This window comes from Dysgonomonas sp. Marseille-P4361, assembly GCF_900343125.1.
In the GTDB taxonomy this organism is placed as follows: domain Bacteria; phylum Bacteroidota; class Bacteroidia; order Bacteroidales; family Dysgonomonadaceae; genus Dysgonomonas.
Map to the genome: position 1 here is coordinate 167,350 of NZ_OPYL01000004.1, position 23,727 is coordinate 191,076.

Sequence of the window (23,727 nt, forward strand, 5' to 3'; positions counted from 1 at the left end):
AACAAAAAAAGGCATCTCGATAAGATGCCTTTTTTATTTTAAATAAGAAGTCTATATTTTCAATAATTCTCTCAATTTTTCTACACCTGCCGAAGCACCCTCTTTGATAAAGTAGATGTCATTTCGGGAAGCCTTCACTTCATTTGGATCTATCAAGAATATCGGTGTTCCTGATTTTACATAATTCAATAAGCCCGCTGCCGGATATACATTCAAGGAGGTGCCAATAACAACAAGTATATCTGCTTTTTGAACAGTGTGCATAGCCTCTTCAATCATAGGAACAGCCTCCCCAAACCATACAATATGCGGTCGGAGCTGAGAACCTTTCTCGCACTTGTCGCCTAACTTTATTTCCCAATTATCGGCAGTCAACGTATAAATAAGAGAAGGGTCTACTGTCGAACGAACTTTACTTAACTCCCCATGTAAGTGCAGTACATCTGTACTTCCCGCTCGTTCATGCAAATCATCTACATTTTGCGTTATAATAGACACTTTGAAATCTTTCTCCATTTCAGCCAACCCTATATGACCTTTATTTGGCTTCGTATCAAAAGATTCTTTCCTTCGAGTATTATAAAAATCAAGAACCAATTGAGGATTACGCCTGAAACCTTCGGGAGTTGCAACATCTTCTACCGAATGTTGTTCCCATAATCCACCTGAGTCCCTAAAAGTAGATATTCCACTTTCGGCACTCATTCCTGCACCAGTTAAAACAACAATATGTTTCATAATTTATTAAAAAAATATAAGTATAGTACACAAATATACATTTTTTGAACCACAATATATATTGAAGTCTCACGAAAAGAGTTACTTTTGTGGGTTAAATAAAACAAAACAACCTATAAATCTATTTAAATAACCAATTGATTTATAGAACTTAATTTAGAAACAAAAAAACTATTATGAACAAGATCAGTTACGCTTTAGGCTTAAGTATTGCTAACAACTTCATGAATTCAGGTATTAAAGATGTAGACACTGAAACATTCATCAAAGGATTCCAAGATGTAATGAATGAAGGCACACTTGAAATGACTTATGAAGAAGCTCAAGAAGTCATGAACGAATATTTTTCGAATTTGCAAGCTGAAAGACTTGAGCTTAACCTAAAAGCCGGACAAGAATTTTTAGCAGCAAACAAAAAAAGAGAAGGAGTTGTAGAACTTCCTAGCGGACTACAATACGAAATAATCAAAGAAGGAAATGGTCCAAAACCAAAAGCGACAAACCAAGTAGAATGTCATTACCATGGAACTCTAATCAATGGTGTTGTATTTGACAGTTCTGTAGAACGTGGTCAACCTGCAACTTTCGGTGTCAACCAAGTTATCCCGGGATGGGTTGAAGCTCTTCAATTAATGCCTGTAGGCTCTAAATGGAAACTTTTCATTCCTTCTAACCTTGCTTATGGAGAAAGAGGTGCAGGACAATCTATCGAGCCAAACTCTACATTAATCTTCGAAGTGGAAGTTTTAAATATTCTTTAATTATAATAATCAATAAAAACATGAAAAAAATCCAAGTCTTAGCTCTTAGCTCATTCGTAGCTATTGGAGCATTACTTACATCTTGCGGAGGCAATATATCAACAAACGCACCATTAAAAACTGATGTAGATACACTTTCTTATGCCTTTGCTGCAAAACTATATAATGAAGGATTAGAGTCTCATCTAATGCAAATGGGACTTCTTGCTGACACAGCGGCTGTTCAATTTCAATATAAACAGCTTATTGAAGCAGATGCTACAGGTTCTAAAAAAGCAGAGCTTGAGAAAACAATGCGTTTTAAGATTGACTCTATCAAAAAAGCGAATGAAAGAAGTATTGCTGAGTTTTTGAAAGGAATGAAATCAACAATCAATGCTCCTGAATCTCAAAAAGCATTTTTGTTGGGACAAACTATAGGAACTCAAATTGGCGGAACTATGCTTCCTCAAATGGCTGAAAGATTATACGGAGAAAACTCTGGTAAAAAACTAAATACAGATGTATTTATTGCATCTATCGCTACCTCTCTTAAAAAAGGAAAACATGCTATCGCTAACCCTGATATTATATTTAGCGTAAAAATGCAAGAGATCCAAGAAAAAGAGATGAAAGCTAGAGAAGAAGAAATGAAAAAAGAATATGCTCCTCAAATCGAAGAAGGACAAAAATTCTTAGCTGACAACAAAACAAAAGAAGGAGTTGTTACACTTCCTAGTGGATTACAGTATAAAGTAATCAAAGAAGGAAACGGTACAAAACCAACTGCGAGTGATGTTGTAAACGTTCACTACCATGGAACTCTTATTGATGGAACAGTATTTGACAGCTCGGTAGAACGTGGCGAACCTGCAACATTTGGAGTAGGTCAAGTTATACCCGGATGGACTGAAATACTTCAATTAATGCCTGCTGGATCTAAATGGACTGTATACATCCCTTATGAACTTGGGTATGGAGCACAGTCTGCTGGTTCAATACCTCCATTTTCTACTCTAGTATTCGATGTGGAATTGCTTAGCATAGAAGGAAAATAAAAACAAATAGTCAACATTAGATAATATTTTGGCATATTGAATTCTTTTTTTTGAACAAAAAGTCTTCTTTTTATAAAAAAATACTCTATATTTGAATTAAAATAACAAAAAAGATCTTTATATGCAAAAAATTGACAAACTTGACAAAAAGATTTTAGAGATCATCTCTCAGAATGCCAGAATACCATTCAAAGATGTAGCTCTAGAATGTGGAGTATCTCGTGCTGCTATCCATCAAAGGGTACAACGCATGGTAGAAATGGACGTAATTGTTGGATCAGGATACTTTGTTAATCCTAAAGTTTTGGGATATAACACTTGTACCTATATCGGAGTTAAACTTGAAAAAGGCTCTATGTACAAAACAGTTATTCCTGAATTGGACAAAATACCCGAAATAGTAGAATCTCATTTCACAACAGGTCCTTACACCATTTTGATCAAGCTATATGCCAGAGATAATGAACATCTAATGGATCTATTGAATGATAGAATTCAGGAAATTGACGGAGTTGTTGCAACAGAAACCATGATTTCTTTAAGTCAGGGAGTTAAACGACAAATTCCAATTTCAAGAACTGAAGATTAATTAATTTTTCTTTCAGCATAAAAAAGGATAATCTCTATGAGGTTATCCTTTTTCTTTTATTGCTCAATAACATAAATTATAGCACAAAAGCAATAAGCCACACTTTTTTTTAATACTTTTGTAATTCTATATACAGAGGATCAGACATGAGTAAAGAAAAAAATATAATAGTGCGAATTCTTACCAATATTTTTGTAAAAAATATATTGCTAATAGGAATTGTTAGCATCCTATTAATTGTAATAGTGTTATTTGCATTGAATAGCTATACTAAACATGGCGAGTTCATCAAAGTTCCTTCGGTAAAAGGGCTCCAAGTAGAGGAGGCTAACGGAATACTTAAATCTTCCGGACTATCTTACGAAATATCAGATTCCTTATATCAAAAAGAAGGAGTTCCTGGAGCAATAATTGAACAAACTCCCAAAGAAAATTCAAACATTAAGGCCGGAAGAACTATTTTTCTTACAATTCAGGCTAAGGGAGAGCAAATGATTCCGGTTCCTGAATTAAAAGATTTTTCCAGACGTCAAGCCGAAGCCCAGCTTCACTCTTTAGGATTCAAAAATATTCTAATAACAGAAGTTCCTTCTGCGTATGCCGGAATTGTCGTTTCTGTTTCGTATAAAGGGAGAGAACTTACTCCTAATCAAAAAATACCCAAAGGAGCACCTCTACAAATGGCCGTAGGTGCTGGAGGTGTTGAATTTCAAGACAGTATACCTACAATTGAAGACATCAATATAGAAGAATCTTTCCTAGAATAATGATAAACGACTCGTTTGACGAAATAGAAGATTTCGCAGAAGATAATTTTACAGATGAGCAAGACGATACTCAACTGTATGAGCATTATCGCTTTGTAGTAGACAAAGGACAAGGCGCAATGCGTATAGACAAATATCTGTCAATACATATAGTTAATGTATCGCGCAATAGAATACAACAGGCAGCAGAAGCCAATTGTATACTTGTAAATGACAATCCAGTAAAATCGAACTATAAGATAAAGCCACTAGATACAATATCGGTGGTAATGAACAGACCTCCTAGAGAATTGGAGATTATTCCTGAAGACATCCCTCTTGACATTGTTTACGAAGATCAAGACCTAATGGTAATCAATAAACCTCCGGGATTGGTAGTACATCCTGGTTTTGGCAATTATCAGGGCACAATGGTTAATGCTGTTGCATACAAGCTAAAAGACACTCCGGAGTACGATGCAAAAGATCCTCGTCTAGGCATTGTACATCGTATAGACAAAGATACTTCGGGACTGATTGTCGTTGCAAAAAATGCCTATGCTAAAGCTCATCTTTCGGCTCAGTTTTTCAACAAAACAACGAAACGACAATATGTAGCTTTGGTTTGGGGTTCTGTGGAGAATGACGAAGGACGTATAGAAGGAAACATCGGACGTAGCCTGAAAGATCGTATGTTGATGACTGTATTTCCAGAAGGAGACTATGGAAAGACGGCAGTTACCCACTACAAAGTCTTAGAGCGCTTAGGTTATGTTTCTTTGGTACAGTGTAAATTGGAAACCGGGCGTACTCATCAGATACGCGTTCATATGAAATATATAGGACACACACTATTTAATGATGAACGTTATGGAGGAAATGAAATCCTAAAAGGAACTAATTTTACGAAATACAAACAATTTGTCCAAAATTGTTTCAGTATATGTCCCCGACAAGCACTACATGCTCAGACATTAGGTTTTATACAACCACGCACCGGAGAAGAATTAATGTTTGAAGCACCATTACCCGAAGATATGACTTCTTTACTCGAAAAATGGAGAGGATATATTTCAAATCGTAGTATCTAAGAAAAATATATAAACATATGAAACGTAACATTGCTATCGTATGGGGAGGTTATAGTTCAGAGATTATAGTTTCCGAGAAAAGTATGGCAGGAGTTTATTCTTTCCTCGATAAGGATAAATACAATGTTTATAAAGTTAAAATAACAAAAGAAAGCTGGAGCGTCGACTTTGAAGGTGCAATATTACCTGTTAACAAAAATGACTTCAGTTTCACTTTACCTAATAGCGAAAGTTCGATTCCATTCGACTTTGCTTTTATCATCATACATGGCACGCCTGGTGAAGATGGACGCCTTCAAGGCTACTTTGATATGCTAAGTACTCCCTACTCTACTTGCGGTATGATGGCATCTTCATTAACAATGAATAAGTTTATTTGCAATAATTACCTAAAAAACTTTGGGATTAAAGTTGCCGATTCCTTATATTTGAATAAAGAAACAGAATACGAAACAAAAAGTATTGCTGAAAAATTAGGATTTCCAATGTTTGTAAAGCCAAATAGTGGAGGTTCTAGTTTTGCTACAACGAAAGTTAAATCGGAAGATAAATTGCAAGAAGCAATTAATATTGCTTTTAACGAAACTAAAGACGTAATTATAGAAAAATTCATAGCAGGAACAGAAGTCACATGTGGTTGTTATAAAATAAAGGATAAAGCAACAATCTTCCCCCTGACTGAAGTAGTAACAGCAAATGAGTTTTTCGATTATGATGCAAAATACGAAGGACAGGTAGAAGAAATAACACCAGCTCGTATCTCTGACGAAATGACAAAAGAAATAAAAAGTCTAACATCTAAGATTTACGATTTGGTTGGAGCCAAAGGTATAATCAGAGCCGACTTTATTATCTCTGATAATACACCATACTTACTGGAAGTTAACACTACTCCGGGTATGACTAAAACAAGTTTTATCCCTCAACAGATAGCAGCTGCGGGATTAAATATAACAGAAGTGTTGACTGAAATTATTGAAAACGAATTTGATGTAAATTGAATTTATGAGCACCATGACGAATAAATTTGACGATATAGCACCTCTTTATGATCACGAGGTAGAACAAGCAATTCAGGAGATCTTAGTAGATCCCGGATTTCAACATGCAGTAAGATACATTATGCCCGATATCAACTGGGATGATTTTTCTGCTGAAATGTCTTCCTACAAGACAAAAGAAGAGTTTCAGACAAAAATGATTTATCCTGTAGTTAGAGCTTTGGGCATGAAAGCATCCCCTAGCTTTAAGCTTGATAAGTGGGAAACGATAGACCGTTCGGTAGAACATCTGTTTTTATCAAACCACAGAGACATCGTGCTGGATGCTGGCTTGTTAAACATCCTTCGTGTAGAAAAAGGTTTCAAAACTACAGAGATTGCTATTGGAGACAACTTGCTTATTCACCCTTGGATAGATAAATTGGTCCGTCTTAACAAGAGCTTTATCGTTCGACGTGGTCTTTCCTTGAAAGAGAGGTTGATTGCATCAAAGCATATGTCTGAATACATACATTACGCAATTAACACAAAAAAAGAGTCTATTTGGATTGCTCAGCGTGAAGGTAGAGCTAAGAATTCAGACGACCGAACACAAGATAGTCTATTAAAAATGCTTGCGCTGTATCCTGAAGACAAATCATTTATTGAGAGTCTGAAGGAAATGAATCTTATTCCTTTATCAATCTCCTATGAATACGACCCTACTGACTATTTGAAAGCTAAAGAGTTTCAACAAAAGAGAGACGATCCTGACTTCAAAAAGACTCAACGAGACGATCTTTTGAACATGGAAATCGGTATTTTAGGATATAAAGGCAATGTTATTTTTCGGTTTGGAAAGTGTATTAATCCGGAGCTTGACAAGATCACTGAACCTGACAAACGTTTGCAGCCTCAACTAGCGGCTCAGATAATTGACAAGGAGATTCATTCTAATTATGAAATCTATCCATGCAATTACATTGCACACGATTTGTACAACAAAGAAAGACGGTTCTCTGATAAATATACCGATAGTCAGGAAGATGAATTTAAGGCTTATCTAGATAAACAAATCAAGAAAATAGATCTTGATTATATAGACTATGACTTCGTTTGGGAAAAGATGTTAGAAATGTATTCTAATACACTAAAAAATCATTTAGAAGCAACTAAGGGATGAACAAACAAGGATTGAGACCATACGTTTAATTTAATTATTCTTATATTTGTAATATACAAACAACAAACTATGAGAAGATATATCTTTATTATTCTTGGGATCATCCTAACTATCAACACTTTTGCTCAAGTTGCCAAACAAGGGGAAAAGTTTAATAGTGTGCCTGTAATTGAAGAAAAAGTTACTTTTCTGAAAGAAGTATCTCTTGTTGAAAGTATGTCAGCTGATGGCAATTATACTTTGTTAAAAGATTGGGCTATTGAAAATTACGGGAAAGATCCATTTCTCTCTAGCGTTAGGCACGATACTAAGAATAAAGAGTTTATCGCAAAATCAAGAATTGAACTATTGCTTCCTGCAAACAAAAAAGGAGTAAGAGAAAAAATGGTTATGCGTTATCGCATCAATGGATTTATTTTTCAGGACAGATGTGTTTTAGAAGTAACTGATATTTCTTACTTATACGAAAATTCTTCAAAAAATAAACTTTTACCTCGTATTATCAGAGCTGAGGATTTCATTACTGACAATGCGATCAATATAGATGACGAAGTAAAAGAGTATAGAGAAAACACACGTAAAAGCACATTATTCTTCCTTAACGAGTTAGGCGAGAATTTTGAAAAGCATTTTAGTAACCGTTAAAAATCAAGAGTTAGCTGCTTATCTTTCAGATTAAAACTTAAACGATGATATTCAGAGATACCATATTCCTTTATGGCGTCTCTGTGTTTTTTAGTAGGGTATCCTTTATTCCCATCCCATCCGTAATATGGATATTCCTGATGAAGACCCAACATATAGTCGTCTCTATAGGTTTTAGCCAGCACCGATGCTGCCGCAATAGGCATCAATTTTCCATCACCTTTTACAATACAAGTATGCGGTATATCTTCATATTTCTTAAAACGATTCCCATCGATAAGCAGATGCTGAGGTCTCACTTTCAACGACGCTACGGCTCGCTGCATAGCAAGAAAAGAGGCATTTAATATATTTATCTGGTCTATCTCTTTATGATCAACAATTCCGACAGCCCACGCAATAGCCCGCTCTTCTATCAAAGGTCTTAATTTATAACGAGCTTTTTCATTCAACTGCTTCGAATCATTCAGTTCCTCGCATTCAAAGTCTTTAGGAAGAATTACTGCTGCCGCAAAAACTGGTCCTGCAAGACATCCCCTACCAGCCTCGTCACACCCAGCCTCTATCAAATCTGGATTAATATATAATTGTAGCATCTATTTATATATATATATATTTCTTTATTTATTTAAAAATATTAACTTCTCACACAGATTTATTTCATTATAAATTTGATTGCTTCTTCCAATAGTTCATCGCGTCCTTCTCTAACACCTTTCACTGTGGGACGAACAGGAATATCAATTTTAAGTCCAACACGTTGACACACTTCCCAGTTGGGATAATAAGTGCCTAAACCTGTATATGTAACCGAAATATTACCGGGAAGGCTAAACGTTTGTATATTTCCATCCGCTCCTGCTGTCTGGCTGCCAATAATAGCACTGCGAGGAGCTTTACGGTATGCCATGGAAGAGAACTCCCCATGACTTTGCGTTCCTTCATTTACAACAATAGCGACTTTCCCTTTGTAATAATCCGAATTTGCTTCTGTTTTATACTCTGCCATAAATTTGAAATTTCCTACTTGAGTAGATTCATTACTAGAAAACCATACATAAGGATAAGCTTTATCTGTTAAGAGAGGCACTAATGTCCTCATAACATTATAGTCCGGATAACTCCGCATGTCAAGAATTATACCATTCTTATTTTCTCGTACTATTTTACTTATCTCTTCAGCTTTAACTTTACTAACATCTATATAGCCAATATTATATTTCTCTAGAGTGTAACTTTGAGGCTTTCTTATACCTACTCTCTCTTTAGCTTTAGTCAATTTTCCGATCATCTTTTCTATTTGATTTCCATCACGTTCTATTGTCAACCGTGTTGGAGTGGAATCAAATGAAAAAATATAGGGTAACAGATCTCTGTAAAGTGTCGATGGATTTGATGTAGCCAAGTAAGGTTCTCTCTCCTTTATAGCCTCATCGATAGTTTTATCACCAACTTTTAAAATCACATCACCTCTCTGAAACTCTTCCCATTCCGTTTCACTTACAACAACTTTTCCTTCTTGCGATTTTATTAACTTAAGAGAAGTTGGTTCAGCCCAATAACGGGGTATAAAATGTGAACCTGATAAACTGTGATTAGGTATTCTAATCCCCCCGTGAGATTCATTAACATTAGAGAATAACTTTACGATAGACAGTTCATACTCCGTTTTATTTTCCCGTTTCAGGAACAGAGGGATATATTCCTTAAGAAGTGTTCTCCATGGATTATCCGTCATTTCCACATAAGGAGCACAATATTCGACAGCATTCCATAGCCTGAATAAGGTGAGTATTCTATATCCTTGGTCCTCCCATGAAATATTTTTATAGGCTTTTTCCATCCCATTATAATCTCTCCCCATACCTCTATAAAGGAGCATATAATAATTACTCTTCTTGCTGCGTTTAGCATTTTTTACTGTATTGAGTTTTTCAATTAACTCCTTATTAAAAATAGATTCATCATTCAACCAATCTAAATTGATAATTCGTGAATATTTACTGGAGTCAGCGATTATATACTCTTCCTTGTCTTTAATTTCTCCGTACTTGTCGATCCATTTACCTATTTGTTTACTCCGTTCTTCTTTATCTTTTGCATTGCCAATAGTCGGAAGCACTTTGAACAACTCATAATCCCAGTTATATTTACCTTTGGTTACTTCCGGATGATAGTATTTTAGAAATCCCCATACCCTTCCTAAAGCTTCTAGGTTTTCAAGCATCTGTGGAGTAAGCGAATCCAAAACAACCTTAGAAGACTCATCAAATTCCTTATCTTCTTTGATCGTTGGCACAGATAATTGATTTAGAGACTTGCCATCAATTTCACCTTGCCAGTTGCTTGTCCATATCTTTCCTTCGCCTTTCGACAAAATAAAGAAAAGAATACTGTGGACACTTTCATCCATATGAGATGTAAGATCAAAATTCAACCAATCGGAATCACCATTAATCGTTATTTCCTCTGTCACTTTAGTTATAGGGTTTCCATTCGGCACGATTTGCTGAATTCCAAAATGAACTTTGAGGCTATCCTTTGCAGATACCTTAAAATTTCCACTGAACGAAACAGAATCTCCTTCTATATTGATTACATCAAAGTTATAGAATGTTTGACAAATTTTTGAAGGGTCATTTTCTGCCGGAGTAGAGAGCAAAGAATAGAGATTATCTTTGTACAGAGTTGTAGTATCTACAACAGTGTTGCCATTAACTGTGAACCATCCGGTTTTGGTATCGGATTTCATATAACTATCCCACCCTTTACGGATCTCAGCTCCATTAAAAGACATCGTATTATCTTTATTGGATACATTACAGGATATTAATACTACGAGTGTTAATAACGAACAGATAAGATTTCTCATAGGTCAATGATATTAAGTTTATAAATAATCTAAACTACTATTTTAGGGGAATTGGGCTAAAGACTAAAGATAGAAAAAACCGCTCTATTTATCTGACTTTTAGAACATTATTTCAACATTATTATCTGCAGGCCAAAAGTCAAGTTCTAGATCATCTACATCAAATGGAGCATCCATACTTTCTGATAGTCCTTTTATTGATTTCAATAGAGCATCGTTAGGTTCTTCATCGCCATAAAGATGCAATACGAATAATTGGCTTAATGCTTCCACAAATTTAGGTAAAACATCGGGTGATAAATCGAGTCCGAAATTCTTCAATTTCTGTGCAGCTTGTTTTTCGGCTACAATTTTCATTCGCAAACGATCTTCTTCTGCCAAATTCGTATTGGAAGGAATTTCCGTTATATTTTTAGTTCTCACAATCAATTTATCCTTATATAAATCAACATAACGGTAGGCATAGGGATAAGATGATAGTGTACCGGTCTCTATATCATATATTTTGTTATCATTATCTGAAACAGCGGCCGATATATCATTCGAGTGAAAATGTCCTGTAAATATTGCTTTCATTCCCTTATCGGCAAAAGTTTTAGCTAAACGTTGCCAATCATCAACTAAATACTGTTCAAAAAATTCTGACTGATAGACAATATGCTCCGTCAGTCCCCAATGCATCATTCCTATTACCTGAATATCTTTACCCTGTGCCTCATTCAATATATTCATAATCCATTCTTCAGTTTGAGGCAAGATGCGTCCACTTGAAATACTCATATTCTCATATTCAGCATAGCGAGCTGCATCAATAGCTAACAGCCATATTTTATCGTCAAGTTGGGCTAAATAACTCAAAGAATGATCATCTTTTTTCAAGGCATTTGCATAACCACAGTCTGCATATATTTCCTCAAAATCATCAACAGAAACATTATCAACCTTATATATTTCACCCTCCTTATAGCCTACAGCATTTGGCATATTTATATCATGATTTCCGGGGATAACAAAAACACGAACTCCCTTTTCTTGCAAAGGCTTTAGTTTTTCTACAAAATCGAGATGGCTCTGACGCTCTCCATCTTTAGTCATATCACCACAAACAAATAGCATTTCTATATCACTTTCTAAATAGTCAGCCAAAACTTTATCTAATACCTCTGGCGTAGCCTTTATACTTTTCCCACTTGCTGCAATATACTGATCGATAGCTGATCCATCCTCCATCAATTTCTCTGAGAGGTAATGCGTATCTGATATTACTCCCATTTTTATCTGCGACGATACACAGACTGAAATAATTAACACCAGAAGAATTAAAATAGATCTTTTCATCTTATTTTTCATTTACTACAAACAAAAGTAAGCCATTTAAATAAAAGACCTTCCAGTTATTATTCCTATTTTTGTAAGCACTTATTAAATTATGTTACCTATATGAATAAGAATACAATATCACTTCTTACTGTAATCATTGCATTTCTACTCTTCTTGTCTTCGTGTGGAGTACAAAAACAACGTGTTACGTTCGTTGATATCACACATCCTAAACGAGAATTCCGAGGAGCATGGCTAAGCACAGCATGGCAAACAAGATATAAAAATATGACCGTACAACAAATGAAAACTTATTTTGTACGGACTCTCGACCAGTTACAAGCTAGTGGTATAAACGCTGTCATATTTCAAGCACGTCCATATGCTGATGCTTTTTACAAATCAGATCTTGAACCCTGGAGTGCATTTCTTACAGGAGTACAAGGTGTAGCCCCTGAAGGAGGATTCGATCCTTTAGCCTTTCTTGTCGAAGAATGTCATAAGCGTAATATGGAACTTCACGCCTGGTTAAACCCTTATCGTGTATCGGCTAGCACAAACGACACATTTGCAAGAAATCACATTTACCACAGAGAGCCAGAACGCTTCGTTACTTACGGTGGAAAAATTTATTTCGATCCGGGTATCCCTAAGAATAGACAATTCATCTGTGATATTGTAAAAGATATTGTAATGAGATACGATGTAGATGCCATCCATATGGATGATTATTTCTACCCCTACCCTATTGCAGGAGAAGCTTTTCCTGACGATAGAAGTTTCAACCAGTATGCCTCACAACAAGGTTTTGCTAAAAATCAATTAGGCGATTGGAGAAGAAACAATGTAAACATGTTGATAAAAGAAATAAAACATACCCTCCAAACTTCAAAACCTTGGGTAAGATTTGGTATCAGTCCTTTCGGCATCTACCGCAACAAGAAAAGCACTCCTGATGGATCGGGAAGTAATACCAACGGACTTCAAAATTATGATGATCTGTATGCAGATGTGAAACTATGGGTGAAGAATGGATGGATAGATTACAATATGCCTCAGATATACTGGGAAATAGGTCACAATTTAGCAGATTACAAAACCTTGATCAATTGGTGGGCAAACAATAATTATTCTGAACATCTTTATATAGGACAGGATGTAAAACGTACAATGGATGCACAGCAACCATCGGGAGACAGTCAGCTGAAAGAGAAAATGATTCTATCACGTAGTTTTACTTCCATACATGGTAACTGTTTCTGGCCTGCTTATGAATTACTTGATAATTACAAAGGCATAGTGAACGAGCTAAGAACAAATTACCATAAATACCCGGCGCTTATTCCTGCTTATAAACATATGCACAATAAGAGTCCTAAAAAGGTCAAAAATCTGAAAGAAGTATATACCGAGACGACTCACTCTCTGACATGGGAAAGTAACTCTGAAAAATATGATCCCGAGTCGGCTCAATATTATGTTATCTATCGTTTTCCTAAAGGAGAAAAAGAAAACCTCGAAAATGCACGTTACATAGTTGCTACGACTAAAGATAAGAGCTATATCTTACCTTACGAAGGGGGTAAAAAAGAATACAAATACGTAGTTACAGCAGTTGATGGTTTTCATAACGAATCCAAAGGAAAGTCGAAAACTGTAAAATTGTAGAACCCAAAAACACAAGCTGACATGAAAAAATTATTTGTTGTATTGTTATTAATATCTGCTTTTTATTCTTGCAATAAGAATAACCCTGAAACAGTAAATATTAATGAAAAAGACATTGCTTCATTTCAGTTGAGCATGGATAGTATCATTGCAGACACAACCAAAATAATATCAACTGAGCTTCCTATACTAATAGATAGCGCCAGAAGTATTTTGATATACGAAGTAAAAATCATGGGCATATCTGAGAAATCATTCGGAAAATTAAACAGCTATTCTAAAGATGGAGGATATAGTACAAATTACATTACGAATCTTATATTCGAAGAAGTTCCTTTAAATTCAAAAAATACTTTAACTGATTTATCTCTCAATATCTGGAGTTATTCATTTCAAGAGGAAATATATAATAAAACAGGAAAGAAATTCATTTTCTATACTATAACTGATAGTGATTCGAATAAAAACAATGCATTAGATTATGTTGACATAAAAAGCTTTTATATTAGCGATATAGATGGTACATCATTCTCTAAAGTAACAAAAAATAACGAAAATTTTTCGGAAGGGAAATATATTTCGCCTCTGAACAGATACTACTTCAAAACAATAGAAGAAACCGATAAATATAACATATTGGCTACAAAGCATTTCTACTATATTGATTTTAACAAAGAACCTTATCAAATAGAGGAATATTTTCCTCTTGATATATTAAAAAAATAATAACTAAAAAAGATTCTAAAGAATGGTATTTGATTGCACATGGGATGATGGCATAAAATTGGAAAGTTGTATAACTGGAACTATCCTCCTTATCTGTGCTATCCTTATTACTTGGAATTTAATTAAAGGAATAAAAAGTAAATCCTATTGGAAATCTTCTTTTTTAGGCATTACGATCATCTTTCTATTGTATATTGTATCTAGCTCTTTACTAAATACCCCTAAAGAGATAGAACTAACGGACAATCATTTATCGATCAACAATTACATTAGTTATACTCAAATAGATTATCAGAAAATAAAAGATATAAAGCGAGTAACAAAAGAGGACATTTTGGGAGAAACCAGAACTTTTGGTTCTTCCGGAATAGGAGCCGACCAAGGCAAATGGAACAGCAAAAAACTAGGCTATTATAAAAAATACACAACCGATCCTAAAAATCAGGTATGGATAGATATTATAAACAATGAGAATATTATGTTTAGTTGTGACAACCCCGATCAACTAGTTGAAATGGTAAAAGCCAGACTAAAATAAAGAATAAAAGTAGCAAATGGGCTACCAAATCAAAGAACAATATAGATGAGAAGACAATTTACGATGATAGCCAAAACGATGGCAGGCCTTGAGGAGGTATTAGCTGAAGAACTAATCGCCTTAGGGGCAAATAATCTTGAAATAGGCAAACGAATGGTATCCTTCGAGGGAGATTTGGCTTTAATGTATAAAGCGAATATCCATTGCCGTACTGCCCTGAGAGTATTACGCCCGGTTTATACCTTTAATGCAAAAACGACAGACGAGATATACAAAAAAGTCAAAACGATGAATTGGTTCGAACATCTGACCGAAGACAGCACGTTTGCCATCGACGCCATTACTTTTTCCGATTATTTCAATCATTCCAAGTTTGTTGCATATCGGGTAAAAGATGCTATTGCCGACTATTTTATGTCCAAGACGGGGAAACGTCCTTCCGTTGATACAAAGAATCCCGACCTTCTCATCAATTTTCATATTGCACATGATAAGTGTACTTTATCTTTTGATAGCTCGGGTGAATCGCTGCATAAAAGAGGCTATCGCGTAGCACAAACAGAAGCTCCATTAAATGAAGTTCTTGCAGCAGGGATGATTCTCAAAACTGGCTGGAGAGGTGAATCCAATTTTGTAGATCCAATGTGCGGATCGGGAACATTACTCATAGAGGCTGCATTGATAGCGATGAATGTACCTCCCGGCATATATCGTAAAAACTTTGCTTTCGAAAAATGGAAGAATTTCAACTCCGAACTATTCGAAACTATCTACAATGATGATAGCGGCGAACGAGAATTCAAATATAAAATATACGGATCTGATATTTTGCCGGAAGCGATTGACATTGCAACGAAAAATATAAAGAGTGCCGGAGTAGAGAAGCATATAGAACTGCAAGTATTACCTTTTGAGAAATATGAGAAAGTTCCTGCTGATAGCGGGATTCTCGTTACCAATCCTCCGTATGGCGAACGTATTAAGCCTGAAGATTTATCGGGTTTATATGAAATGACAGGAGAACGATTGAAGCATGTATTCATGGGATATTCAGCTTGGATACTCAGCTATAAGAAAGAGTGTTTTGATAAAATAGGATTAAAGCCAACAAAGAAGATACAGCTTGTAAATGGTTCTTTACCTTGTGAATTCAGGAAGTATGATATTTTTGCGGGTAAACGTAAGGATGCAAAAATAGTCTAAAACATTTTATCTATATCCACACATACTGTATCTTCTAAATCAATCATTGCATTTATTAGATACAGTTTTGAATAATCATGAATATCCTCTACCCTAATCTTTTTCTCTTTCACTATACCTTTATCTAGCAATTGCTTGCGCTTTGTACCTCCCAGCAGATATGTAGATGGAGTATAAAGCCCTGTTCTATCTTCCAATACCACATTGCTAAAAGAGGTATCGGTAATATGACCATCTTTAATAATAAGAATCTCGGAACAATCTTCTTTTTTCAGCAATAATGTTTGTAACACAGATCGATCGGCAAACTTAAATGAATAATCAATGTCACCACCTTCCACTAGCTTAAGGCTATTTAGCTGTGGATAATGATATGGTTCATACTCTGTTTTCACATACGAGTATGAATAAACAATACGGCATTTTGTCACACCCGATTGTAAAGCTTCGGGGATATCTCCTTTCCATAGTTCCACAAACATTGTTGTATTAAAGAATGTTATCATCGTACGATTCATCCTATCCATATGGTAAGCTAAGTTGAGAAATTTACCATCTACAACCTTTATAGTCTCAATAAAAAAAGGCTCATTCTTCATATTGGCAAATATACTTTTTCAATTACTTCTTCATACTCACTCTTACAGTCACTGTATGCTGTAATCCCTCCCCCACTACGAAAATAATATTTATCTCCATCTTTCTCTATATAGCGTATCAACACAGCAGTATCAAGAGTATCTCCGTCATAATAGCCAAAAACACCCGTATAGAAACCTCTTGGTTCGCACTCTGCTTTCTGAATTATACGAATGGTTTCTTCTTTTGGAGCACCTGATACAGAACCGGCAGGCAACATTCCTATTACAATATCACCCAACTTTTTACTTGAATCTCCTTTTAGCCGTCCTGATATTTCGGAGCTAACTTGTAATATTGCTTGCTTATTTGTTCCTATACGATCGATATAACGAAATCTGTCTACCTGTACATTTTGGGCAAATATACTGAGATCGTTACGCAATAAATCGACGATAGTATTATGCTCTGCTGTCTCTTTAAAATCGTTCAAAATTTTATTCTCCGCATCAGGAATAGAAGCATCTATTGTTCCTTTCATCGGATTGGTTGATATTTTACTTCCTCTGATACACACAAAGCGCTCAGGAGAAAAGCACACAAATCTGTTTGGCACAAACAATTTGTATGGAGCTTTACTCATCCTCATTATATCCTCTAGAAAAAGATCGAATGAGACTCGTGTTTTTACTGTCAGGTTTGTAAGATAAGAGTCTCCCTTTCTTAATCCATCAAGAACGATATCAAATTTCTTTTTATAGTCTGTATATGAAAGTGGCTGATAGTCAAATCTGGATGAAACCTCTTCTACCATTTTAGTTTTCGGGATATTCCCTCTACCATTTATTTCAAATAAAATATCCGACTGTGATAATGGGTTTTCTATGATAAAACCTTCTGTCATTTCAAAATTGATAGCGAATAGGAAAGGTTTGTTCAACCTTCCAAATTCATTCATTTTTAATCGGATATCATTTATATCAGTACGAAACATATGTAAAACTTCAAACTCATTTATCATTTGTAGATAACAAAAGTATGAAAAGCAAAACAGGCAACCAACAATTGGTCACCTGTTCTTATTTATTTTTGCTTTCTAATAAATCTCAATCATCATCATTTTTCCGTTTCTTTTTTTTACTCGAGAATAATGAACGTATCCTTTTCATTACATAACGGAATAAAAGAGGTTGAGCTATTTCCCACATCAATGGATAATAGCCGGACAAAAAGCCAAATACATTTTGAAAGATTCCTGACGAGCCCGATGGTTCTTCAATGTTCTTTGCTTTTTTTGAAGAAATCCGATGGCCAAAACCGAAATAGCCGGCAACAGCATTTACAGCACCATTGAAAAGAATAGGCACTGCATTTTCTGATACATATTCCCAATGTTCGGACAAACAAACTTCACTTTCTTTTACTTCTCTTCTGACAATTTCTTTCTCTTGGAGAAGTTCTTCTAATGGACTTAATTTATTCTGCATCATTAGCCTCCACTTTTCTTAAGAATTCAACTGTCTTATTCAATATACCTCGTTTAATCTTCTTTCTTGAGAGAATTACTACCGTAAGAACTAGAAGAGAGAATAAAGCCAGTATTCCAAATCCGGCAGCTAAACTATCCAGTAACTCACCGATAAAGAAAGCAGCACCGATAAGAGAAAAGAATAATATTACGGCAACAATACTAATAACGATTATCCCATATCCAAGAATAGAGGAAGAGATCGCTCCTTTCTCATAAGCATCGAGTTTAAATAACCGTGCTCTTCTGTTGATATAGATTAAAACATCCTGCTTGATTTCTTCAAGAGGAGTTTTAGGGTTATCGTCATTTATATCCGTATTATTCAACATCGTTTATATCTTCTATTCTGGTTCTTCCTTTAGCTGTTGCAGCTCTTACGTTGCCTTTTACTTTATCCACAAGACCATTTATATCCTTCAACCATTCTTCCTTCTTATCCGAAGCGGCAATATATCCTACTGCTGCACCCAAAGCAGCACCGATAGCTAAAAATAATAAATTCGAGCCTGTTTTATTCATAATATTTTCAGTTTAAATTTTTACACACATTTATTGAAATAACATTTTTTCAATTCCCTTTTCCAAAGAGACTTCTAATATAATTACTTTTTAAAGAAAAATGAAAAAATGCTTAGTGAAATAATGTTACAAAGCACTACACCTCTTCTCCAAACAATGTAGCCGAAGTACTTCCTGTTATTTTCACATTTACAAAGTCTCCGACCCTGTGACTACCTTTATCAAAAATAACTACTTTATTTTGTGAGGTACGCCCGAACAGTTGTTCTCTGGATCGTTTAGAGAAGCCTTCTACAAGCACTTCAAAAACTTTACCAATATCACGTTTGTTACTTTCGTTCGAACATTGATTCTGTAATTCAATTATAGCCTGCAAACGCTCTATTTTCACATCTTCGGGTACATCATCTGCTAATTTCTTAGCTGCATATGTTCCAGGACGTTCCGAATATTTAAACATAAAAGCCGAATCGAAGCAAACTTCTTTCATCAGCGATAGAGTTTCTTGCTGATCTTCCTCCGTCTCGGAATGGTAACCACACATTATATCAGTAGATAGTCCACAACCCGGAATAATCCGTTTAATGGCAGCTATACGATCAAGATACCACTCGCGGTCATATTTCCTATTCATCAACTTCAGCATACGCGAACTTCCCGATTGCACCGGAAGATGAATAAATTTACACAAATTATCATATTTAGCAATAACCTCTAAGGTTTCGTCTGTCATATCTTTTGGATGCGATGTTGTAAAACGCACTCGCATCTTTGGAGCTTCTAAAGCTACAATTTCCAGCAATCTTGAGAAATCGACCATTGTGCCATCTTCATTTTCGAAGCGATATGAATTGACATTTTGTCCGAGTAATGTTACTTCTTTGAAACCCTTATCGCGCAAATCGGCAACTTCGTTCAGAATGCTTTGAGGTTCGCGACTACGTTCACGCCCTCTGGTATAAGGAACAATACAATAGGTACAAAACTTGTCACACCCACGCATGATAGAAACATAGCCTGAAATATGGTTTCCTCCTATTTTTAAAGGTATCACATCTTTATATGTCTCCGTTTTCGACAACTCTACATTGATTGCTTTTTCTCCTTTTTCTGCTGCTCCTACCAGATTTGGTAGATCAAGATAGGCATCAGGACCGACAACTACATCTGCATGATGATTTTCGAGCAAGTCTTCTTTAACTCTTTCAGCCATACATCCCAAAACTCCAATTATCATATTAGGGTTCTTTTTCTTTCTGATAGCCGAAAAATATTCCAATCGTTGAATTACTCGCTGCTCGGCATTGTCTCGCACCGAACAAGTATTTACAAATACGGCATCGGCATCTTCCAGCTTGTCCGTCATAACATAACCATCCATCTGCATTACAGATGCCACAACCTCGCTGTCTGCCACATTCATCTGGCATCCATAGGTTTCGATGAACAGTTTCTTTTCTTCTGTCGAAGTCGTGGATTTAAAGTCCAGTCCTTGATCTTTGTTCATAGAAATATAGTTTAATTTCGTTTATTAAAGCTACGGCTTATCTCAAACCGCTTAGAAAGACAAAAGTACAACAAAAAAGAGAAATCTACTTAGTCTGACATTATTAATATTACCAGAGACTACCCCTTACAGACTATAGGGATATGATTGATGAACTAGACAAAGACTTATTTAAACTTTGTGGCACCATTTTTGTTATTTCATAGAGGCAATTAATAAAGATTGTATCTAAATAAGTTATTAGAAACAAAATCTTATATTTGTATATAAGACATTAAACATCAAATAGACGGTTATGGAAAATAATTTTTCACAAAGAGTTCGCAAAATCATGACTTACAGTCGTGAGGAAGTTGGACGTTTGCAAACCAACTATCTTGCACCGGAACATTTGATGCTTGGAATTCTCCGCAATGGAGAAGGATTAGCCATACAGGCATTAAAGGATTTTGGAATAGATTTGGTTGAATTTAAAGAAAGTATTGATAACAACATATTAAAACAGCAGGAGGAAACATACCCAAACAGTGAAGTAGTTTTAAGTAAAAACACTGAGAAAATTCTCAAAATGAGTCTACTTGAGGCTCGATTGACAAAGAGTAAAGAAACAGATTCGGAACACTTACTCCTTGCTATTTTAAAAGATCATACAAATGTTGCAGCTATGTTATTAGAAGAATATAATATGGATTATAATGGTGCATTTACCTATATCAAGAGTATGGGTGATATCATGCACAAGAACGTAAAGCAATCGCCTAAGATGGGGGCTGACTTTACGGACGATGATGATGAAGAAGACGAACCGACAAGCGGTAGTTCAAATATAGGAACACAGCAACCTCGCCAAGCAACAGATACTCCTGTTCTTGACAATTTTGGCATAGACATGACAAAAGCTGCAATGGACGACAAGCTTGACCCGATTGTTGGCCGCGAAAAAGAAATAGAACGCTTAGCTCAGATACTTAGCCGTCGCAAAAAGAACAACCCTATCCTGATAGGAGAACCCGGTGTAGGTAAATCGGCTATTGTAGAAGGGCTTGCTCTACGTATTATCCAAAAGAAAGTTTCCCGTGTATTGTTCGACAAACGAGTTATCGCGCTAGATATGGCATCAGTAGTAGCCGGCACAAAATATCGTGGGCAGTTTGAAGAACGAATCAAAGCTATACTGAACGAGCTTTCTAAAAACCCTAATATTATCTTGTTTATAGACGAGATACATACCATTGTCGGTGCTGGAGGTGCTACAGGCTCGCTAGATGCTGCCAATATGCTCAAACCTGCTCTTGCTCGTGGAGAGATACAATGCATCGGCGCTACGACTTTAGACGAATACAGAAAGAATATCGAAAAAGATGGAGCTTTAGAGCGTCGTTTCCAGAAAGTAATGGTAGAACCTACCACTGCTGAAGAAACGTTACAAATATTGCATAATATAAAAGAACGTTACGAAGAGCACCACAATGTAAAATACACAGAAGATGCACTAGAAGCTTGTGTTAAGCTAACTGACAGATACATTACAGATCGTAACTTTCCGGATAAAGCTATTGACGCTTTGGACGAGGCTGGATCTCGTATGCATATAGCAAACATCCAAGTTCCGGAAGAGATCGAAAATATCGAGAAAGAGCTTAAAGAGGCAATAGAGCAAAAAAGTGAAGCAGTTAAGGCTCAGAAATATGAATTAGCTGCAAGCTTTAGAGATACTCAACGTCAGTTGATGACCAAACTCGAAGAAGCTGAAGCAGCCTGGAAGGCTTCATTAAAAGAAAAGCCGGAGACAGTAGACGCTGAAATGGTAGCTGAGGTAGTATCTATGATGTCAGGAGTACCAGTACAACGTATTGGAGAGTCAGAAGGTATCAAGCTTGTTGGCATGAAGGACAAATTGACTGCATCTGTAGTTGGACAAGATGAGGCCGTTAAGAAGATCGTAAAAGCTATTCAGCGTAACCGTATCGGATTGAAGGATCCTAATCGTCCTATAGGTTCATTTATGTTCCTTGGGCCAACGGGTGTAGGAAAGACTCACCTAGCCAAAAAGATAGCTGAAGAATTATTCGATTCTGCTGATGCACTTATCCGTATCGACATGAGCGAATACATGGAAAAATTCAATGTATCGCGTTTGGTCGGAGCGCCTCCGGGATATGTTGGGTACGAAGAAGGTGGTTTATTGAGTGAAAAAGTTCGCCGCAAACCATATTCAGTAGTTTTACTTGATGAGATTGAAAAAGCTCACCCCGATGTTTATAACATCCTACTACAAGTAATGGACGAAGGTCATTTAACAGACAGTTTAGGACGTAAGGTTGATTTCAAGAATACAATCCTCATTATGACATCGAATGTTGGGACTCGCCAACTGAAAGATTTTGGTGGAGGTATCGGTTTCAACAAGAAAGATGCTGCTAACAGAGAATATTCGAGAAGTGTATTGCAAAAAGCGTTGAACAAAACATTCTCACCGGAGTTCTTGAATCGTGTAGATGACATTATCACATTCGATCAGTTAGATAAGAGCTCGATAGAAAAGATTATCGATATCGAACTGAAAGGGTTCTATAAGAGAATGACCGAACTAGGCTATACTATAGAGCTTAGCCAGGAAGCTAAAGATTTCTTAGCCGACAAGGGCTATGATGTGCAATTTGGAGCTCGTCCTCTTAAACGTGCAATACAGAACTATATAGAAGATGAAATTGCAGAGCTAATCCTTTCGGGAACAGTAAAAGAAGGAGGAACAATAAGCTTTGAAGTAGACAAAGAAAACGACAAACTTAAAGCTATTGGTAAATAAGCCCCCTATATATAAATACGGTAAAAGATCAGGCACATTCAGTGACCTGATCTTTTTCATAATCGTAATATTAAATTCTAATTTCTTTACAAAAACGTAACTTATCGGGGATTAAAAAACACTATCTTTGGTATAAATAAAATAAGAAAAGACAATATGAGAAAAAAATTAACAATAGCCTTGGTAGCACATGACCATCGCAAAGCAGATATGGTAGAATGGTGTTTCTACAACTCAGATTTCTTAGCAGAACACCATCTTGTTTGTACAGGAACAACAGGTACTCTTATAAAACAAGCCTTTGAGGAAAAAGGGATACATGCTGAAATTACTCGCATGAACTCCGGACCTATGGGAGGGGATGCAGAAATTGCAGCAATGGTTGTTCGTCACGAAATAGACTTGGCTGTATTTCTTATCGATGACTTGAACCCTCAACCACATGAGGCTGATATCATGATGCTTCTCCGCCAATGCCGTGTACACAATGTACCTATTGCATGTAATAGATATAGTGCGGATCTGATGATTACTAGCACACTTTGGGATGACGAGACCTATAGTCCAATGAACCCTAGATATGAGAATTTCGACAGGGCTAATTTTGATGCTAACTTCAGAAGAATCAAAGAATAGTTTATCTATTATTACAAAAAGATCTGACAAAGGTAACCCTATATAAAAT

23 protein-coding genes and 1 pseudogene are annotated in these 23,727 nt (G+C 35.9%); 14 read left to right on the forward strand and 10 right to left on the reverse strand.

Annotated features, from left to right (window positions below; all coding sequences use genetic code 11):
- Positions 1–51: 51 nt before the first annotated feature.
- A complete protein-coding gene (locus DHU68_RS09330) occupies positions 52–738 on the reverse strand; it encodes an NAD-dependent deacylase (protein WP_108822719.1) in 687 nt (228 codons plus the stop codon).
- A gap of 176 nt (positions 739–914) precedes the next feature.
- Here DHU68_RS09330 and DHU68_RS09335 point away from each other — a divergent pair, with 176 nt between their 5' ends.
- The 8 genes from DHU68_RS09335 to DHU68_RS09370 all read left to right on the forward strand — a co-directional run bounded on the left by DHU68_RS09335 (position 915) and on the right by DHU68_RS09370 (position 7,770).
- Positions 915–1,499, forward strand: a complete 585-nt coding sequence (locus tag DHU68_RS09335; RefSeq protein WP_108822720.1) for an FKBP-type peptidyl-prolyl cis-trans isomerase — start codon at positions 915–917, stop codon at positions 1,497–1,499.
- 20 nt (positions 1,500–1,519) lie between these two features.
- Positions 1,520–2,536: an FKBP-type peptidyl-prolyl cis-trans isomerase gene (locus tag DHU68_RS09340; protein ID WP_108822721.1), complete on the forward strand. Its 1,017-nt coding sequence runs from the start codon at positions 1,520–1,522 to the stop codon at positions 2,534–2,536.
- 121 nt (positions 2,537–2,657) lie between these two features.
- Entirely contained in the window at positions 2,658–3,125 is a 468-nt protein-coding gene (locus DHU68_RS09345) for an Lrp/AsnC family transcriptional regulator (RefSeq protein WP_108822722.1), read from the forward strand.
- A 146-nt stretch (positions 3,126–3,271) separates the two neighbouring features.
- The gene (locus tag DHU68_RS09350) at positions 3,272–3,892 is read left to right on the forward strand and encodes a PASTA domain-containing protein (protein ID WP_108822723.1); all 621 of its coding nucleotides are present in this window, start codon (positions 3,272–3,274) and stop codon (positions 3,890–3,892) included.
- Positions 3,892–4,962: an RluA family pseudouridine synthase gene (locus DHU68_RS09355; protein ID WP_108822724.1), complete on the forward strand. Its 1,071-nt coding sequence runs from the start codon at positions 3,892–3,894 to the stop codon at positions 4,960–4,962. Before DHU68_RS09350 ends, DHU68_RS09355 begins: the two co-directional genes overlap by 1 nt.
- A gap of 17 nt (positions 4,963–4,979) precedes the next feature.
- Positions 4,980–5,963 carry a D-alanine--D-alanine ligase gene (locus DHU68_RS09360; RefSeq protein ID WP_108822725.1) on the forward strand — a complete coding sequence of 328 codons (984 nt, stop codon included), beginning with the start codon at positions 4,980–4,982 and terminating at the stop codon, positions 5,961–5,963.
- 13 nt (positions 5,964–5,976) lie between these two features.
- Positions 5,977–7,125: a hypothetical protein gene (locus DHU68_RS09365; RefSeq protein ID WP_108822726.1), complete on the forward strand. Its 1,149-nt coding sequence runs from the start codon at positions 5,977–5,979 to the stop codon at positions 7,123–7,125.
- A 69-nt stretch (positions 7,126–7,194) separates the two neighbouring features.
- Positions 7,195–7,770 carry a DUF4468 domain-containing protein gene (locus DHU68_RS09370; RefSeq protein WP_108822727.1) on the forward strand — a complete coding sequence of 192 codons (576 nt, stop codon included), beginning with the start codon at positions 7,195–7,197 and terminating at the stop codon, positions 7,768–7,770.
- Here DHU68_RS09370 and DHU68_RS09375 read toward each other — a convergent pair.
- The 3 genes from DHU68_RS09375 to DHU68_RS09385 form a co-directional block, all read right to left on the reverse strand.
- Positions 7,767–8,366 carry a ribonuclease HII gene (locus DHU68_RS09375; protein ID WP_108822728.1) on the reverse strand — a complete coding sequence of 200 codons (600 nt, stop codon included), beginning with the start codon at positions 8,364–8,366 and terminating at the stop codon, positions 7,767–7,769. The two genes, DHU68_RS09370 and DHU68_RS09375, sit on opposite strands and share 4 nt — an antisense overlap.
- 59 nt (positions 8,367–8,425) lie before the next feature.
- Positions 8,426–10,642: a S41 family peptidase gene (locus DHU68_RS09380; protein WP_108822729.1), complete on the reverse strand. Its 2,217-nt coding sequence runs from the start codon at positions 10,640–10,642 to the stop codon at positions 8,426–8,428.
- Between the two features lie 99 nt (positions 10,643–10,741).
- The gene (locus DHU68_RS09385) at positions 10,742–11,980 is read right to left on the reverse strand and encodes a metallophosphoesterase (RefSeq protein WP_108822883.1); all 1,239 of its coding nucleotides are present in this window, start codon (positions 11,978–11,980) and stop codon (positions 10,742–10,744) included.
- Between the two features lie 102 nt (positions 11,981–12,082).
- Here DHU68_RS09385 and DHU68_RS09390 point away from each other — a divergent pair, with 102 nt between their 5' ends.
- The 4 genes and pseudogenes from DHU68_RS09390 to DHU68_RS09405 form a co-directional block, all read left to right on the forward strand.
- Positions 12,083–13,630, forward strand: coding sequence for a glycoside hydrolase family 10 protein (locus DHU68_RS09390; protein WP_108822730.1), 1,548 nt, complete (start codon positions 12,083–12,085; stop codon positions 13,628–13,630).
- 21 nt (positions 13,631–13,651) lie between these two features.
- Entirely contained in the window at positions 13,652–14,356 is a 705-nt protein-coding gene (locus DHU68_RS09395) for a hypothetical protein (RefSeq protein ID WP_108822731.1), read from the forward strand.
- Positions 14,357–14,378: 22 nt separating this feature from the next.
- On the forward strand, positions 14,379–14,894 hold the full coding sequence (locus tag DHU68_RS09400) for a PH domain-containing protein (protein WP_108822732.1): 516 nt from the start codon (positions 14,379–14,381) through the stop codon (positions 14,892–14,894).
- Positions 14,895–14,939: 45 nt separating this feature from the next.
- Positions 14,940–16,088: pseudogene (locus DHU68_RS09405) on the forward strand (class I SAM-dependent RNA methyltransferase); the annotation flags it as partial.
- Positions 16,089–16,093: 5 nt separating this feature from the next.
- Here DHU68_RS09405 and DHU68_RS09410 read toward each other — a convergent pair.
- The 6 genes from DHU68_RS09410 to miaB all read right to left on the reverse strand — a co-directional run bounded on the left by DHU68_RS09410 (position 16,094) and on the right by miaB (position 20,233).
- Positions 16,094–16,696: an aminotransferase class IV gene (locus DHU68_RS09410; RefSeq protein WP_108822734.1), complete on the reverse strand. Its 603-nt coding sequence runs from the start codon at positions 16,694–16,696 to the stop codon at positions 16,094–16,096.
- Entirely contained in the window at positions 16,693–17,670 is a 978-nt protein-coding gene (locus DHU68_RS09415; protein WP_108822884.1) for an aminodeoxychorismate synthase component I, read from the reverse strand. Before DHU68_RS09415 ends, DHU68_RS09410 begins: the two co-directional genes overlap by 4 nt.
- Before the next feature lie 112 nt (positions 17,671–17,782).
- A complete protein-coding gene (locus tag DHU68_RS09420) occupies positions 17,783–18,166 on the reverse strand; it encodes a hypothetical protein (RefSeq protein ID WP_108822735.1) in 384 nt (127 codons plus the stop codon).
- Positions 18,153–18,536, reverse strand: a complete 384-nt coding sequence (locus tag DHU68_RS09425; RefSeq protein WP_108822736.1) for a hypothetical protein — start codon at positions 18,534–18,536, stop codon at positions 18,153–18,155. The genes DHU68_RS09420 and DHU68_RS09425 overlap by 14 nt, the downstream gene beginning before the upstream one ends.
- Complete coding sequence (locus DHU68_RS09430) at positions 18,526–18,726, reverse strand: hypothetical protein (protein WP_108822737.1); 201 nt, start codon at positions 18,724–18,726, stop codon at positions 18,526–18,528. Before DHU68_RS09430 ends, DHU68_RS09425 begins: the two co-directional genes overlap by 11 nt.
- Before the next feature lie 136 nt (positions 18,727–18,862).
- Positions 18,863–20,233: a tRNA (N6-isopentenyl adenosine(37)-C2)-methylthiotransferase MiaB gene (gene miaB, locus DHU68_RS09435; protein WP_108822738.1), complete on the reverse strand. Its 1,371-nt coding sequence runs from the start codon at positions 20,231–20,233 to the stop codon at positions 18,863–18,865.
- Between the two features lie 295 nt (positions 20,234–20,528).
- Here miaB and DHU68_RS09440 point away from each other — a divergent pair, with 295 nt between their 5' ends.
- Together DHU68_RS09440 and DHU68_RS09445 are read left to right on the forward strand one after the other, a co-directional pair.
- Complete coding sequence (locus tag DHU68_RS09440; protein WP_108822739.1) at positions 20,529–23,042, forward strand: ATP-dependent Clp protease ATP-binding subunit; 2,514 nt, start codon at positions 20,529–20,531, stop codon at positions 23,040–23,042.
- A 156-nt stretch (positions 23,043–23,198) separates the two neighbouring features.
- Positions 23,199–23,678, forward strand: coding sequence for a methylglyoxal synthase (locus tag DHU68_RS09445; protein ID WP_108822740.1), 480 nt, complete (start codon positions 23,199–23,201; stop codon positions 23,676–23,678).
- Positions 23,679–23,727 lie beyond the last annotated feature (49 nt).